The organism is Bradyrhizobium sp. UNPF46 (assembly GCF_006658625.1).
In the GTDB taxonomy this organism is placed as follows: Bacteria; Pseudomonadota; Alphaproteobacteria; order Rhizobiales; family Xanthobacteraceae; genus Bradyrhizobium; species Bradyrhizobium nitroreducens.
This window is the reverse complement of the sequence record NZ_LFJB01000056.1, coordinates 25,866-41,359: the sequence shown is the minus strand read 5'-3', so window position 1 is coordinate 41,359 and position 15,494 is coordinate 25,866. Positions and strand designations below refer to the sequence as shown.

13 protein-coding genes are annotated in these 15,494 nt (G+C 66.0%); 3 read left to right on the top strand and 10 right to left on the bottom strand.

Going from position 1 to position 15,494, the window contains the following annotated elements:
• Positions 1–219 precede the first annotated feature (219 nt).
• The gene (locus UNPF46_RS22400) at positions 220–576 is read left to right on the top strand and encodes a hypothetical protein (RefSeq protein ID WP_100178781.1); all 357 of its coding nucleotides are present in this window, start codon (positions 220–222) and stop codon (positions 574–576) included.
• A 53-nt stretch (positions 577–629) separates the two neighbouring features.
• Here UNPF46_RS22400 and UNPF46_RS22395 read toward each other — a convergent pair whose 3' ends face one another.
• The 3 genes from UNPF46_RS22395 to UNPF46_RS22385 form a co-directional block, all read right to left on the bottom strand.
• Positions 630–899 (bottom strand): hypothetical protein, encoded by a 270-nt coding sequence (locus UNPF46_RS22395; RefSeq protein WP_174719072.1) that lies wholly within the window; start codon positions 897–899, stop codon positions 630–632.
• 195 nt (positions 900–1,094) lie between these two features.
• A complete protein-coding gene (locus UNPF46_RS22390) occupies positions 1,095–2,459 on the bottom strand; it encodes a sensor histidine kinase (RefSeq protein WP_142251457.1) in 1,365 nt (454 codons plus the stop codon).
• The gene (locus UNPF46_RS22385) at positions 2,456–3,136 is read right to left on the bottom strand and encodes a response regulator transcription factor (RefSeq protein ID WP_100178784.1); all 681 of its coding nucleotides are present in this window, start codon (positions 3,134–3,136) and stop codon (positions 2,456–2,458) included. Before UNPF46_RS22385 ends, UNPF46_RS22390 begins: the two co-directional genes overlap by 4 nt.
• 346 nt (positions 3,137–3,482) lie before the next feature.
• Between UNPF46_RS22385 and UNPF46_RS22380 the strand changes: the two genes are divergently transcribed.
• Together UNPF46_RS22380 and UNPF46_RS22375 are read left to right on the top strand one after the other, a co-directional pair.
• The gene (locus tag UNPF46_RS22380; RefSeq protein ID WP_181770054.1) at positions 3,483–4,376 is read left to right on the top strand and encodes a MipA/OmpV family protein; all 894 of its coding nucleotides are present in this window, start codon (positions 3,483–3,485) and stop codon (positions 4,374–4,376) included.
• A gap of 3 nt (positions 4,377–4,379) precedes the next feature.
• Positions 4,380–5,120 (top strand): hypothetical protein, encoded by a 741-nt coding sequence (locus tag UNPF46_RS22375; RefSeq protein ID WP_100178785.1) that lies wholly within the window; start codon positions 4,380–4,382, stop codon positions 5,118–5,120.
• Between the two features lie 59 nt (positions 5,121–5,179).
• On the opposite strand, the gene garD is transcribed toward UNPF46_RS22375, so the two are convergent.
• The 7 genes from garD to UNPF46_RS22340 form a co-directional block, all read right to left on the bottom strand.
• Positions 5,180–6,721 carry a galactarate dehydratase gene (gene garD / locus UNPF46_RS22370; RefSeq protein WP_100181344.1) on the bottom strand — a complete coding sequence of 514 codons (1,542 nt, stop codon included), beginning with the start codon at positions 6,719–6,721 and terminating at the stop codon, positions 5,180–5,182.
• A 124-nt stretch (positions 6,722–6,845) separates the two neighbouring features.
• On the bottom strand, positions 6,846–8,294 hold the full coding sequence (locus UNPF46_RS22365) for an aldehyde dehydrogenase family protein (protein WP_100178786.1): 1,449 nt from the start codon (positions 8,292–8,294) through the stop codon (positions 6,846–6,848).
• 48 nt (positions 8,295–8,342) lie between these two features.
• Positions 8,343–9,701 carry a glucarate dehydratase gene (gene gudD, locus UNPF46_RS22360; RefSeq protein ID WP_142251456.1) on the bottom strand — a complete coding sequence of 453 codons (1,359 nt, stop codon included), beginning with the start codon at positions 9,699–9,701 and terminating at the stop codon, positions 8,343–8,345.
• 26 nt (positions 9,702–9,727) lie between these two features.
• Positions 9,728–10,672: a 5-dehydro-4-deoxyglucarate dehydratase gene (kdgD, locus tag UNPF46_RS22355; RefSeq protein WP_142251455.1), complete on the bottom strand. Its 945-nt coding sequence runs from the start codon at positions 10,670–10,672 to the stop codon at positions 9,728–9,730.
• A 134-nt stretch (positions 10,673–10,806) separates the two neighbouring features.
• Entirely contained in the window at positions 10,807–11,712 is a 906-nt protein-coding gene (locus tag UNPF46_RS22350; protein WP_100178788.1) for a LysR family transcriptional regulator, read from the bottom strand.
• A 123-nt stretch (positions 11,713–11,835) separates the two neighbouring features.
• Complete coding sequence (locus UNPF46_RS22345) at positions 11,836–13,188, bottom strand: MFS transporter (RefSeq protein ID WP_142251454.1); 1,353 nt, start codon at positions 13,186–13,188, stop codon at positions 11,836–11,838.
• Between the two features lie 321 nt (positions 13,189–13,509).
• On the bottom strand, positions 13,510–15,462 hold the full coding sequence (locus UNPF46_RS22340; protein ID WP_142251453.1) for an SGNH/GDSL hydrolase family protein: 1,953 nt from the start codon (positions 15,460–15,462) through the stop codon (positions 13,510–13,512).
• Positions 15,463–15,494 lie beyond the last annotated feature (32 nt).

Sequence of the window (15,494 nt, the reverse complement as noted above, 5' to 3'; positions counted from 1 at the left end):
GGCGTCGGATTTTGATCCTACGCCGCATTCGTCGAAAGGCGCATGCCGTTGCGCCGTGCGACAGTAGTTCCCCGGAATGCGCGCTGGCAGCGGATTTGCATAGCTATCGCCAGGGTGCTGGAGGAACGAGTCGCCGGCGCCGTGCCTTGAGCCAAGGCACGGACAACGGACGACATTGTCTGTCTCCCGCACGAATGATTCTGATCGCGGGACGACGAGATGAAATCTTCAAGATTATGCGCGGCGACGCTGCTGGGCGCGACGGCGCTCCTGGCCATCCCGGCACAGGCGCGCGACGACGGACGCTACGCCAACTCGCCGCTAAAACCCTGGTTCGAGAGCCTGCACAGCGAATTCGGTCAATGCTGCACCGACGCCGACGGCTATGTCATTGCCGACGTCGATTGGGAGTCCGATCACGGCCGCTTCCGCGTCCGCATCGACGACGAATGGGTGGTGGTGCCCGACGGCGCCGTGATCACCGTGCCGAACAAGATCGGTCGCACCATGGTGTGGAAGCACTACATCGACGGTCATCCGCGCGTGCGCTGTTTCATGCCCGGCAGCATGACCTGAAAACGCTGACGGCGCCCGCTTCGGATGCAGGCGCCGCAAGCGATGTGAAAGGCTCAGCGCGCCTCGCTTCCCGAACCCGCGCTGGCAAGCCGTTTTACGCGCGGGGACAACACTGAAACCTGCGCGGGCGAGGCGGGCATGCCGGCGACGGTCATCGCGGGCGCGGCCGACTGCTCCTCGACGCCGGCGCTGCCGAGCACCTGCACCTGCATCGCCGAGATCGGCAACGACTTCACTTCGTAAGAGGGAAGCTCACCCGCGAAGGCGCCGGTGGAGCTTGCAATCAAGGCGCCGGCGACGGCAATCATTGTGAGACCACGCATTGGAAAATCTCCGTTGAAGATGTCAATCGGAGGTTTGGTCGTGGCGATGCACAAGGAGGTTCGCTCGTGTGCGAACATTCGTGTGTCCGTGGGCGAACCTATTGGTTGCGTGATGCGACAGGACGAAACGATGACGAAGTTTTTCGCGTCAATGTTTCAGGACGGTTTCGCGGCATCGATCGACGCAGCTCGCAGCTAGCTTGTCTGCAACGCCAGCTGCGCAGGTCCGGTCGGCGCGACGGTCGCCGGAAAGCGCAGGCTCATGGTCGTGCCACGGCCGGGTGCGGACGAGATGATCAACTCGCCGCTGTGGGCCGCCATGATCTCGCGGACGATCGACAGGCCGAGCCCGGCACCGTCGCCGGCGGTATTGCCGGTCTGAAACGGCTCGAGCAATTTGTGTTCGGCGCCATCGGGCAGGCCTGCGCCGTCGTCGTCGATCGAGACGCCGTCGCGGCCCAGCGTGGCGACGATGCGGCGCGCGCCGCGGGCATGGATCAGCGCGTTGCCGACGAGATTGGCCAGCGCGCTGCGGATTGCGGCGTCGACGCCCAGCACCAGGACCGGACCTTTCTCGGCCTGGTCGAGCGCGAGCTCGATGCCGGCGTCCAGCGCCGAGGGACCGAAATCGGCAAGCACCTCGATCGTGATTTGGGCGAGATCGATCGGCCGCTTCTCGACCGCGTGATTCTGCAGCCGGGCGAGGTCGAGCATGGCGGACACCAGCGACGTCAGGCGCCTGACGTCGCGCACCAACTCGGCCCTCAGGGCGGGCTCGGGCACGTCCTCGATCTTCGCGCGCAGAAGCGTGAGCGGCGTGCGCAGTTGATGGGCGGCGTTGCCGAGAAAGCGGCGCTGCATCCTGATATAGGCATCGATCTCGCCGAAGGCGCGGTTCAGCGCCTCGACCAGGGGCTTTAGCTCGCGGGGGACCTCCGACAAGGATATCAAGCCTTGCGGCGCCGACGGATCGATCGCGAGCGCGCGAAGCGCGACCCGCTCGATGCTACGTGAGACGAAACGCGCAGCAAGCGCCGAGCCGACGGCAACGGTCGCTGCAAAGGCCAGCGCCACGAGCATGATCGAAAAGACCCTGCGGAGGAGAAACGTCCGTGCAATCCGGCCAAAGCGGACCTGAGGCTCGCCGACCATCATCCCGAGCCGCAACGAGCCCCGCTGTACGGCGGAGAGACAGAAAGTGCTGTTCTGGTCGAGCGTGCTGAAGACGGAGGAGCCGACGGGCCCGCGGTAGGGAAACACGAAGGGGAGGGCGGGCCGATGTTCGCTGCCGTACTCGCTGAGCAGCTCGCCCGCGGACATGACGTACCAGAGGTTCGGGCTGTCCGCCTTCAATTCCTCGAGGGCAGGAGTCGGACGTACCGTCAGTTTTTGCCCTTCTATGACCGTCGCGCGATCGAGAATGGCAGCCACGACCTGACAGGACCTAAACTCGTGTTCCTCGGTCGGATATCGCCAGATGAAGACGCCGAGCATGGTCAGGAAGATCGTCGTCGCGGCGATGCCGAGCGAGATCGCGAACGTCCGGGCAATCGACGTCATCGCGGTGTCGCCAGCCGCAGGATGTAGCCGATGCCCCGCATGCTGCGGATCTCGACGTCGCCGCCGAACGCGGCCAGCTTCTTCCGCAGGCGCGAGACCTGCGCTTCCAGCGTGTTGGATTCGATCTCGTCGTCGAAACCGTAGATTTCCTCGATCAGGGCGGCGCGGGTGATGACGCGGTCGCGCCGCATCAGCAGTGCGCCGAGGATCAGCGCCTCGCGCCGCCGCAGCAGGATCTTCCTGCCGGCGACCACGACCTCGTTGCTGCCGAGATGCAGCTCGACATTGCCGAGCGACAGCACGGAAGGCGCGAGCAACCGGGGCCGCCGCAGCACTGCACGCACCCGTGCGATCAGCTCCTGCGGCTCGAACGGCTTGCCGAGATAATCGTCGGCGCCGCCGTTGAGGCCGTCGACGACGTCCTCCTTGGTGTCCTTGGACGTCAGCATGATGATGGCGGGACGCTCCGGCGACTGACTTAGCGCCGCGACCACCTCGAGCGCATCGCCGTCGGGCAGCATCCGGTCGACGATTGCGAGATCGTATTTGAAATTCTCCAGCGCCTGGCGGGCATCGGCGATCGAGCCGACGACGTCCACGACTCCGTGCAATTGCCCGAGCAGGCGGCTGACATAGGCGCCGATCTGCGGTTCGTCTTCGATCACGAGGGAACGCACGCGGGTCGTCCTTGACTCTGCTGGGTGACAAGACCCCGAGCGTAACGCTCCCTGGCCGACGTCTGGGTGCTTCGGCTCGTGCGCAGAGTTCCCATTAAGGCAGCGAGCTGGGCGAATAAAAGGCAGGGATCGGCGTCTTGCCTGGTGCCGGCGGCCGAAGTTTTGGCGCGCGCACGGCCTCCTGCAATGTTCGGGCAATGTTGACCTGCCGGCACGCAGCCAGTGCGCGCAATGTCGCAGACGCGGTTGCCCGCTGCAATCTTGGGGCAATTTAGCCGGATCATATGCTGGGGCTCCAGCCACACGTATCAGACCAGGCCAGCATGGCCGGTCCGGGGCCCTGTAAATGAAGCATCTTGACGAAGCCGCTCTCGACCATGCGGGGAGCGCGCGGCAGATATCGCTGACCGCTTTTCTCGCCGTACTCGGCGCGGTCATCGCGATCCCTCAATCCGCCCGCGCGCAGACGGCGTTCACGCTGCCGGCTCCGCCGTTCGACCTGCCGCTGCTGCCTTCGCCCTCCGGCAACTGGACCGTCATGGTCGGCATCGGCGGAGAGTACACGCCCGATTTCGTCGGGGCGAAGAACGGGAAGTTCGTCCCGATCCCGATCTTCACCATCCGCCGCGCCGGATCGATCGACCAGTTTCGCGGGCCGCGCGACAGCGCCAGCATCGCGCTGCTCGACGTCGGCAATTTCCGCGCCGGGCCCGCGTTCAAATACGTCGCCTCGCGCAAGGCCGACAAATATGCCGAGCTGACCGGCCTCGGCGACGTCAAGGCAGCGTACGAGCTCGGCGGCTTCGTCGAATATTATCCGGTCGACTGGCTGCGCCTGCGCAGCGAATTGCGCCAGGGCATGGGCGGCCATACCGGGACGGTGGCCGATGTCTCCGCCGACGTCATCGTGCCGCTGATCCAGAGGCTCACGATCTCGGCCGGCCCGCGCTTCACCTGGAAGAGCACCAAGGCGACCGCTCCCTATTTCGGCGTCGACGCGGCGCAGGCGCTGGCGTCGGGGTTGCCGACATACGATGCCAAGGGCGGCGCGCATTCGGTCGGCTTCGGCAGCCAGGTCTCCTATCGCATCAATCCGCAGTGGGAGGTCCACGCCTATGTCGAATACGAGAAGCTGCTCGGCGATGCCGCGGACAGCCCGCTGGTGAAGCTGCGGGGGTCGTCGAACCAGACCACCGTTGGCATCGGTGGGTCCTATTCGTTCGACTTCAGGATTCGATAGGCGATGCGCAGCAGAATTATCCTGGCTCTCGCCTGTGCGATCGCGTCCGCCGTCCTCGGTGCTGCCGCGGCGTTCGAGACGCGCGCGACGAAACTCCAGGCGATCAAGACCCTCGGCATCGTCTCGGCCATCGGCGAGGAGATGAGCCTGACGCAAGCCGGCCTGACCGGGCTCGGCAACACCGCGCAAAGCCTCTCGATCAGCGCCTGGGGACTGGACGAGCTGATCGTCCAGCAGGCGACGAAGCTCTTGAGCGGACGCTTTCGCGTGCAACCGGTGAGCTACAGGCGCGCCGCGTTCGCCGCCGTCAGGGATTCGGCGGTTGCGCCCGTCAATCTACTGCGCAGCGATCCGTTCAAGGAGCTGGTTCGCAGCGATGTAACGCCCCAGGGGCTCGATGCCTACGTCGTCATCACCCGGGCAAGATCGAAGCTCGGCAACGGCCGCAACGTCGAGGGCGTCGGGCTCGCCGAATACCGGACGCTGCTGGCGGATTACGGCCTGATTCATGCGCTGTACGAAGTCCGGATCATCGACGGCAAGGCGTTAGACGTGATCGAGAAGCGTGCGGCCGCGCCGCTCGACAACACCGGTACCGTGCGGATTGCCGGCCCGAGCGGCCCGGTCGACGAGACGCTTGGGGGGGCAGCGTCGAGCGAGCGGCTGCGCGCCGCGGTCGTGGACCTCATCACGCGCAGCCTTCCTGTCACGCTGGGCGACATGCACCTGATCGACAGCCAGTGAGGTTCCATCTTGACGCGTTTTCTTCAAGCGAACCGGTATCCACTTCGCTCGAAAACGCTTCAGGTCACCGGCGCCGGATTGAACAGCGTGAGATCGTTGTGGATGCCCCAGCGGTCCGACCACGGCTTGGTGCGGCCGGAGGCGACATCGAGGATCAGGCGGAACAGGTCCCAGCCGCATTCCTCGATGGTCTTCTCGCCGGTGGCGATGCTGCCCGAATCGAAGTCGATCAGGTCCTTCCAGCGCCGCGCCAGCTCGCTGCGGGTCGCGACCTTGATCACGGGCGCGGCCGCGAGGCCGTAAGGCGTGCCGCGGCCGGTGGTGAACACCTGCAGCGTCATGCCGGAGGCGAGCTGCAGCGTGCCGCAGATGAAATCGCTCGCGGGCGTTGCCGCGAACAGCATGCCCTTTTGCGTCGCCTTCTCGCCCGGCGAGAGCACGCCGGTGATCGCGGTGGAGCCGGACTTGACGATCGAGCCGAGCGACTTCTCGACGATGTTGGCAAGGCCGCCCTTCTTGTTGCCGGGTGTGGTGTTGGCACTGCGGTCGGCGCCGCCGCGGGCCAGATATGAATCGTACCAGGCCATCTCGCGCACCAGCGCGCGGCCGACCTCCTCGTTGATGGCGCGCCGGGTGAGCAGCTGGATGGCGTCGCGCACCTCCGTCACTTCGGAGAACATCACGGTGGCGCCGGCGCGCACCAGGAGGTCTGCGGCAAAGCCGACGGCGGGATTGGCGGTGACGCCGGAGAAGGCGTCGCTGCCGCCGCATTGCAGGCCGATGACGAGATCGGCGGCCGGACAGGTCTCGCGCTTGCGCTTGTCGAGGATTTTCAGGCGGGCTTCCGCCTGCGTCATGATCGCATCGACGATCGCACCGAAGCCGTCGAAGGCCTCGTCCTGCATGCGCACGATGGCATCGCTGACGCCTTCCGGCACCAGGCGTTCGGGGGCAAGCTTCTCGCAGCCGAGGCTGATGACCAAAATCTCGCCGCCGAAATTCGGGTTCAGCGCGATGTTCTGCAGCGTGCGGATCGGAACGACGGCATCGGGAGCATTGATCGCGACGCCGCAGCCGTAAGCATGCGTCAGCGGCACCACGTCGTCGACGTTGGGATACTTCGGCAGCAGCTCGGCGCGGATGCGCTTGACCGCATATTCCATCGTGCCCTTGACGCATTGCACGGAGGAGGAGATGCCCAGAATGTTTTTCGTGCCGACCGAGCCGTCCGGATTGCGATAACCTTCGAAGGTGAAGCCTTCGAGCGGCGGCAGCGGCGCGGGTACGGCGGTGGAGATTTCGAGCTTGTCGAGGTCGGGGGCCTCCGGCATGCGGATGCGGGCCTCGTCGACCCATTCGCCGGCCAGGATCGGCGACAGTGCGTAGCCGATGATCTCGCCATAGCGGATGATCGGTGCGCCTTCCGCGATATCGACCAGCGCCGTCTTGTGCCCCTGCGGCACGAAGGCGCGCAGCGTCAGGCCGCTGGCAAAGCGGGAGCCGGCGGGAAGCCCGAAATCATTGACCACGATCGCGACATTGTCGCGCTCGTTGAGCTTGATGTAGCGGGGCTGTTCTTTTGCTGCGACGTCCTGGTCCATGTACACTTGCCTCCGCAGCCGTAGGATGGGCAAAGGCGCAATGCGCCGTGCCCACCATGCTTCACATCGAACGTAAGCGGTGGGCACGCTTCGCTTTGCCCACCCTACGAGATCTTCCCCGTGGTCAGCCCGGGAACGTGTAAGCCGTCTTCACCGTCGTATAGAACTCGCGCGCGTAGGAGCCCTGCTCGCGGGCGCCGTAGCTCGAGCCCTTCCGGCCGCCGAACGGCACGTGATAGTCGACGCCGGCGGTCGGCAGATTGACCATCACCATGCCGGACTCGCTGTTGCGCTTGTAGTGCGAGGCGTATTTCAGGCTGGTGGTGCAGATGCCGGAGGCCAGGCCAAACTCGGTGTCGTTGGAGATCGCGAGCGCCTCTTCGTAGTTCTTGGCGCGGATGACGGCGGCGACCGGGCCAAAGATCTCCTCACGCGCGATGCGCATGTTGTTGTTGGCTTCGGTGAACAGCGCCGGCTGGAGGTAATGGCCGGGGTTCTCGCGCTTGAGCAGCTCGCCGCCGAAGGCGAGCTTGGCGCCTTCGTCCTGGCCGATCTTGATGTAGCGCAGATCCTGGTCGAGCTGGCTCTGGTCGACCACGGGGCCGATATGCACGCCGGCCTTGAGTGCGTCGTCCACCGACAGGCTGTTCAGCCGCTCGGCCACCGCCGCGACGAAGCGGTCGTGGATGCCTTCGGTCACGATCAGGCGCGAGGAGGCGGTGCAGCGCTGGCCCGTCGAGAAATAGGCGCCGTTGACGGCAACCTCGACGGCGGTCTTGAGATCGGCGTCGTCGAGCACGACCAGCGGATTCTTGCCGCCCATCTCGAGCTGGAATTTCTTCATCGGGTTCGACAGCACGCAGGCCTGCGCGATCTTGCGCCCCGTCTGCACCGAGCCGGTGAAGGAGATCGCGGCGACATCCGGGTGATCGAGCAGGGTCTGGCCGACGACGGAGCCGGAGCCGACCACGAGGTTGAACACGCCGGCGGGAATGCCGGAGCGGGTGATGATCTCGGCCAGCGCGTGACCCGAGCCCGGCACCAGCTCAGCCGGCTTGAACACCACGGTGTTGCCGTAGCAGAGCGCCGGGGCGATCTTCCACGCGGGAATCGCGATCGGGAAATTCCAGGGCGTGATCATGCCGACGACGCCGACCGGCTCGCGGGTGAGCTCGACGTCGAGGCCTGGACGCACCGAGGCGCCCTTCTCGCCGATCAGGCGCAGCGCTTCACCGGCGAAGAACGCAAAGATCTGGCCGGCGCGGGCGACCTCGCCGATGCCTTCCGGCAGCGTCTTGCCTTCCTCGCGCGCGAGCAGGCGGCCGAGCTCTTCCTTGCGGGCGAGGATTTCGAGCGAAATCTTGTTCAGCGCGTCGAATCGCGCCTGCGGCGTCGACTGCGACCAGGCGGGGAAGGCGGCCTTGGCGGCGGCGATGGCCTTCTCGGTCTGCGCCTTGTCGGCCTTGGCGTATTCACCGACGACGTCGTTGGTGTTGGAGGGGTTGATGTTCCTGGTGACGCCGGAGCCGTCGACCCACTCGCCGCCGATGAAGTTCTTCAGGATCGCAGTCATCGTTTCCTCCAAGTCATTTAAGGGGCAGGATCCTTATCAGGATCACGCCTAACGCACGAGGCAGGGACGCTTGTCGTCGAAGGTCCAGCCTGGGATCAGGTCCTGCATGGCAATAGCGTCATCACGGGCGCCAAGTCCATGCTGCTTGTAGAGGTCATGCGCCGCATCGATGGCGGCTCTGTCGATTTCGATACCCAGGCCCGGCCTATCAGGGACGGCTATCTTGCCGCCCTTGATCTGGAGCGGCTCCCTGGTCAGGGCCTGGCCGTCCTGCCAGATCCAGTGGGTGTCGATCGCCGTGACCTTGCCGGGGGCGGCTGCGCCGACATGGGTGAACATGGCAAGAGATATGTCGAAATGGTTGTTGGAGTGCGAGCCCCAGGTCAGGCCGTTGTCGCGGCAGGTCTGGGCGACCCGCACCGAGCCCTGCATGGTCCAAAAATGGGGATCGGCCAGCGGAATGTCCACAGCCCCCAGGCGTAGCGCATGGGAGAGCTGCCGCCAGTCGGTCGCGATCATGTTGGTTGCCGTGGGCAGCCCCGTGGCACGGCGGAACTCGGCCATGATCTCGCGGCCGGAGAAGCTGCCTTCCGCGCCGCAGGGGTCCTCGGCATAGGCGAGGATGCCGTGCATGTCCTTGCAGAGGCCGATCGCCTCGTCCAGCGACCAGGCGCCGTTGGGGTCGAGCGTCACGCGCGCGTTCGGAAAACGCCTGGCGATGGCGGTGACGGCCTCGATCTCCTGCTCGCCGCGCAGCACGCCGCCCTTCAGCTTGAAATCGGCGAAGCCGTAATGGTCGTGGGTGGCTTCCGCGAGCCGCACCACGGTGTCCGGCGTCATCGCCTCCTGATGGCGGAGGTTGAACCACTCAGACTTGCCAGTTTCGCCCGTGACGTAGTCGAGCTTGCTCTTGCGCCGGTCGCCGACGAAGAAGAGATAGCCGAGCGTCTCGACGCTGTTGCGCTGCTGGCCTTCGCCGAGCAGGGCCGCGACCGGCAGGCCGAGATGCTGACCCAGCAGATCGAGCAGCGCGGATTCGACCGCGGTGACCGCGTGGATCATCACGCGCAGGTCGAACGTCTGCTTGCCGCGGCCGCCGGCGTCACGGTCGGCGAAGGCGGTCCTGATATCGGCGAGGATGTTGTTCATCGCGCCGACGGTCTTGCCGATCACGAGGTCGCGGGCGTCCTGGAGCGTCTGCCAGATCTTCTGCCCGCCCGGCACCTCGCCGACGCCGGTGTGGCCGGCATTGTCGGTGAGGATGACGATGTTGCGGGTGAAGAACGGCGCGTGCGCGCCGCTGAGGTTGAGGAGCATGCTGTCGCGGCCCGCGACCGGGATCACCTGCATCGCCGTCACGACCGGTGCGCCAGCGACTTGCGCGCCGGAAATCTCGGTCAGGGCCATCCTACGCTCCTCACTGTTGTTATCAGTTATTCTGCCGCCTGTTGTGTCGATCGGATGGCGGGCAGATTCTTCACCAGCGCGGCCAACTCTGCAATCTCCTGCTCGGTGAGATCGGTCAGCGGCGGACGGACCGGGCCGGAGTCGCGGCCGATCACCTTCATGCCGGCCTTGATGATCGAGACCGCATAGCCCTTCTTGCGGTTGCGGATCGCGATCAGCGGCAGGATGAAGTCCTTCAGCCCGGCATGGATCGTCGCATGGTCGCGCTTGCGCACGGCGGCGTAGAAATTGGTGGCGAATTCCGGAACGAAGTTGAACACGGCGGAGGAATAGGTCGTCACGCCCATGTCGAGATAGGGCAACGCAAAGGTCTCCGCGGTCGGCAGGCCGCCGACATAGGTGAGGCGGTCGCCGAGCTTGGTGTAGACGCGGGTCATCAGCTCAATGTCGCCGATGCCGTCCTTGTAGCCGACGAGGTTCGGGCAGCGCTCCGCAAGGCGCGCCAGCGTGTCGGGCTGCAGGATCGCGTTGTCGCGGTTGTAGACGATGACGCCGATCTTCACGGCGGCGCAGACCGCCTCGACATGGGCGGCAAGGCCGTCCTGCTCGGCATGGGTGAGATAGGGCGGCAGCAGCAAGAGGCCGTCGGCGCCGGCCTTTTCCGCACCGATCGCGATCTCGCGGGCGATCGCGGTGCCGTAGCCGGTGCCGGCGAGCACGGGCACGCGGCCCTTGGTCTCGTCGACGGCGACCTTGACGACTTCAGGAACCTCGGTCGGGGTCAGCGAGAAGAACTCGCCGGTGCCGCCGGCGGCGAACAGGCCGGCAACATCATAGCCGCACAGCCAGTCCATGTTGGCGCGGTAGGTCGCCTCGTCGAAGGAGTAGTCAGCCTTGAAGGGCGTGACGGGAAAGGACAGGAGGCCGGATCCGATCTTCTGGGCTATTTCCTGCGGGGTCATCTTGCTCACGGGCGCTGCTCCCTTGATTAGCGTGTTGTGGAGGACGCGGGCCTTAAGGGCCGGCGCGTCCATGCGCCGTGGTTTAAGAGACCGTTCGATGCGGGTCCAAGCCAAAGCCTATATCGACCGATGCGGATTGAGCATCAATCCTCCACCACCTCCGCGGACGACAATTCACCGGCGATCTTGACCAGCGCCGAGAGCAGCGGATTCTCGTCGTCGCGGCGCCAGACCATGAACAGCTCGACCGGCACGCGGCCCCGCAGCTTCAGCGGCCGCAGCCGGACGTCGGAGATCTTCAGGCCCGCGGCCGCAGCCGGCACGATGGCAAGGCCGAGACCGGCGCGCACCATGGCTAGGATCGAGTGGATCTGGCTGAGGTGCTGGACATAGCGCGGCAGCACGTCGGCGCGGGTGAATTGCGCCACCAGGAGATCGTGGAAGTAGCGGCTCTCATACGGCGAATACATCACGAAGGGCTGGTCGTCGAAATCCTTGATGGTGATGCTCTCGGCGTTCGCCAGCGGATGCTTCTTCGGGATGGCGGCGAGCAGCGGCTCGGCGACGACGCGGCGGCTGGCGACTTCGGGACGCGCGATCGGCGGCCTGAGCAGGCCGGCGTCGATCTGGCCTGACGTGAGCGCCTCGAACTGGTCGCCCGACACCATCTCCTTTAGCGAGAAGTCGACTTCGGGCAGCTTGGCGCGGCACGCCGCGACGAGCTCGGGTAGGAAACCGTAGGCGGCGGCGGCGGTGAAGCCGATCTTCAGCGAGCCGGTCTTGCCGAGCGCGATGCGGCGGGCGACTTGCGAAGCGCTTTCCGCAAGCTTGAGGATGCGCCGCGCCTCGGGGAGGAAGCTGCGCCCCGCCGGCGTCAGGCGTACCGACCGGCTGGTGCGTTCCAGCAGCGGCGCGTCGATGATGTGCTCGAGCACCTGGATCTGCCGGGACAACGGCGGCTGGGTCATGTTCAGCCGCAGAGCGGCGCGGCCGAAATGCAATTCCTCCGCCACCGTGACGAAACAGCGGAGCTGGTTGAGGTCGAACATCGATACATGCCTTAGATGAATAAGGCGTTTCCCCGGGACTTCTAGCATCGATCACCCCCAAAACAAAGACGGCGGCTTTTTGGGCCGCCGTTGAGTTGCCTGGTCAAGCTCCCATGGGAGCCCTCAGGAGGAACGTTTGAGCGTCACCCGCTCGATCTTGCCGACGATGACGAGATAGGCGAACGCCGCCGCCAGCGCGTTGAGGCCGACGAACACCAGCGCGCCGTTGAACGAGCCGGTCGCGGCCAGGATGTAGCCGATCACGATCGGGGTGGTGATCGAGGAGAGGTTGCCGAAAGTGTTGAACAGGCCGCCGGAGACGCCGCCGGCTTCCTTCGGCGAGGTGTCGGAGACGACCGCCCAGCCGAGCGCGCCGATGCCCTTGCCGAAGAAGGCGAGCGCCATGAAGCCGACCACCAGCGCCTGTCCGTCGACATAGTTGCAGGCGATGATCGACATCGACAGCAGCATGCCGCCGACGATCGGAATCTTGCGCGCCATGGTCAGCGAGCCGGTCCGGCGCAGGATCGCATCCGAGATGACGCCGCCGAGCACGCCGCCGATGAATCCGCAGAGCGCGGGCAGCGTCGCCACGAAGCCGGCCTGCAGGATCGACAGGCCGCGCTCCTTGACGAGGTAGACCGGAAACCAGGTCAGGAAGAAATAGGTCAGCGTGTTGATGCAGTACTGGCCGAGATAGACGCCGAGCATCATGCGGTTGGAGAGCAGCTGGCGGATGTGGTCCCATCCGGAGCCGGCCTCGGGCGCACGCACGCGCGGCAGATCGTCCTTGGGCGCGTCGAGATCGACCAGCGCGCCACCGTCCTTGATGTAGTCGAACTCGGCCTCGTTGATCGAAGGATGCTCCTTCGGGCCGTAGATGGTCTTGAGCCAGACGAAGCCCATGACGATGCCGAGCGCGCCCATCACGAAGAACACGAAGCGCCAGCCGTAGGAATGCGCGATCCAGCCCATCAGCGGGGCGAAGATCACGGTGGCGAAATACTGCCCCGAATTGAAGAAGGCCGACGCGGTGCCGCGCTCGTTGCCCGGAAACCACGCCGCGACGATGCGGGCGTTCGCTGGGAAGGATGGTGCTTCCGCAACGCCGACGAGCAGGCGAAGTGCGAACAGCACGACGACGGCCGTGCCGGCGCTGAGGAAGCCGACCCAGCCCTGCATCAGCGTGAACAGCGACCAGATGATGATGCTGAAGGCATAGACGAGGCGCGAGCCGTAACGGTCGAGCAGCCAGCCGCCGGGTACCTGCGCCGCGACATAGGACCAGCCGAACGCCGAGAATATCCAGCCCATGGCGACGGGATCGAGATGCAGCTCCTTGGAGAGCGCGGGGCCGGCGATCGACAGCGTGGCGCGGTCGGCATAATTCACTGTGGTGACCAGGAACAACATGGTCACGATGAACAGCCTGACGCGAGACCTCCTCGCGTCCGCTGCGGACACCACTGCGCTCATCGGCGCCTCCTTGAACTCGAAACGTTTCCCTCGGTGCGACTCCTAGAGGCGCGCGCGGCGAAGTGTCCAAGTTCAAGGGAGTATCGATCAATGCCGTTTTTGGATTGATGGAACGGCAGGGGAGGGGAACGATCGCGGCGATGGCGAATGCGGGAGTGCAGCCAATAGTCGCGCCGCGCTGCACCACACACTCCGCTGGATTCCCCGCGAAGGCGGGGAATCCAGTACGCCGCGGCGCCTCGATTCATCACGACCGTCACGGCGTACTGGGTCGCACGATCAAGTCGGGCGATGACGCTGATTGTGTGGAGGCAGCGTGAACTACTGCTGCGCGCTCGGCAACAGTTGCGGCAAAAACCCGCGCGTCACGCCCGGCGGCGCGGCATCGAGACCGAGCACCGCGCTCGCGGCCGGCAGGGCCGCATCCGCCATCGCCGCATGCCCCTCCGCGCTCGGATGCACCGCGCCGCCATAGACGGCGGAGAGCACGCCCCAGGTCGCGTCGTGGATGTCGGTCGGCTGGCTCGCCGCCGGCAACCCTTGCGGATAGGTCATCGCGGCGAAATAGCTGTCATTGGCATCGCGGATCCAGCGCGCGCGGGGCAAATAGGCTCGGTATTCCGAGGCGCCGCGGCCGCACAGCATCGGCTGGCTCGCCGCGCTCACGATGTCAGGGTTGAAGCTCTGGCCGTTCTCGGCAAAGCAGGCGCGATCGAATTCGGGGTCGTTGCCGGAATGCGCGCAGAAGCCGTGATCGCCGAACGCGGCCTGATGCGCATCGACGAAGGTCATGCGGTCGGCCTCGGGATCGCGGCACAGCGCGCCGCGCGTGCAGGTGGCGAGGCCCTTCAGCTGCGGCAGGAATTCAGTGTCGACGAAGGTCGAGACGCGGGCAAGGCGCTGCGGATCGGCGTTGAAGGCCGGATGGATGTCGAAGCCGGCGCGGCCGCCGCGGCAGGGAACGCCGCCGTCGGCGAGCGCAGGGTTGGCGTAGGAGGTATAGACCACGTGCGACAGGTCGCCGCCGACCAGGGGCTTGAGAGCCTCGCGCAGCTTGACAAAATTCTGCGGCAGCTCGCGCGCCAGCGCGTCGCGGGAATCGTCGACGCTCGCCATCACGCCGGAGCGGCGGAACAGCGCGCGTTCGGTCGCGGTCTCGACGATGACGTCGGCGACGAGGCCCGAGAAATAGACGTCGTTGGCGCCGACCGACAGCAGCACGAGATCGAGCGTGCGGTCGGGCTGGCGCTTCTTCGCCGCGGTGAGCGCCTCGCGCAGCTCGGCGACCTGCGCGTTCACGCTGGTGTTGCAGACGCCGGTCTTGCCGGGCGGACATTCGCGGGCGCGTTGCGAGCCGAGCAGGCCGTCGCCGATGCTTGCGCCGGTGCAGGCGAGCGGCAGATAGGTCACCGCGATGTGGGTGTAGCGCACCGCGAGCGCGAGCGCGGTGCGCGTCTGGTAGCTGTAGAGCGAGCGGTGGCAGGGCGAGTTGAACCAGAGCGCGCTGTAGCGTTGCCAGTTGGCGAGCGTGTCAGGTGCCTCGCAGGCGCGGCCGCCCTTGAAGCCGTGCCGGCTCGGCCGATAGTACTGCGCGCCCGCGGTGCCCAGATATGAGCGGAAGCAAAAGCCTTCGTCCGACAGCGCCAGTGGCCGGTCCGGATTGCCTTCGCCGGAGGCGATGCTGTCCCCGAGGCCGGCGACGAAGATGTCGCGGACCTGGATCTCGGTCTGGACGCGCTGGCTCGGATCGGAGCCGGAGGAGACGTCGACGGTCGCGACCGTCTGCTTGCCGTAGCGGACGCGCAGATTGATCGGCTCGGCGCAGTCGAAGGTCGATTGTTGCGGCCCATCGCCGTCGTCGAACGACCAGGCGCAGGTGGCGCCGACCGGCACGGCGCCCGTGAGGCGCACGGTGACGGGATGGTCGATCGGGGTGAGGTAGTTTTCCTTGGTGTTGTCGCGGGTGCAGGGCTGGTTGACGCGGCCCTGAAGGTCGATGCAGAGCCGGTTGACCATGTTGCGGGCCCAGCCGCGGCCCTCGCTCTGGAGCTCCAGCGACTGTTCGGCGGCGAGGATGCTGCGGTTGCGCGCGTTCTCGACATGGAGCAGGAAGTCGCGCTCCTCGCGGAACAGCCGGAAGCGGTTACGCACCTCCCAACTGATCTGCAGGGGGCCGGCATCCTGAGCGGCGGCATGCTCGGCCGGCAAGACGGTCAAAAGCCCGGCCAGCAGCAGGGCGCCGGCGGAAAGGTTACGAAGCAATACAGGGATCATGGCCCGCGTCTTCAACGGCAAAGTTGAGGCGG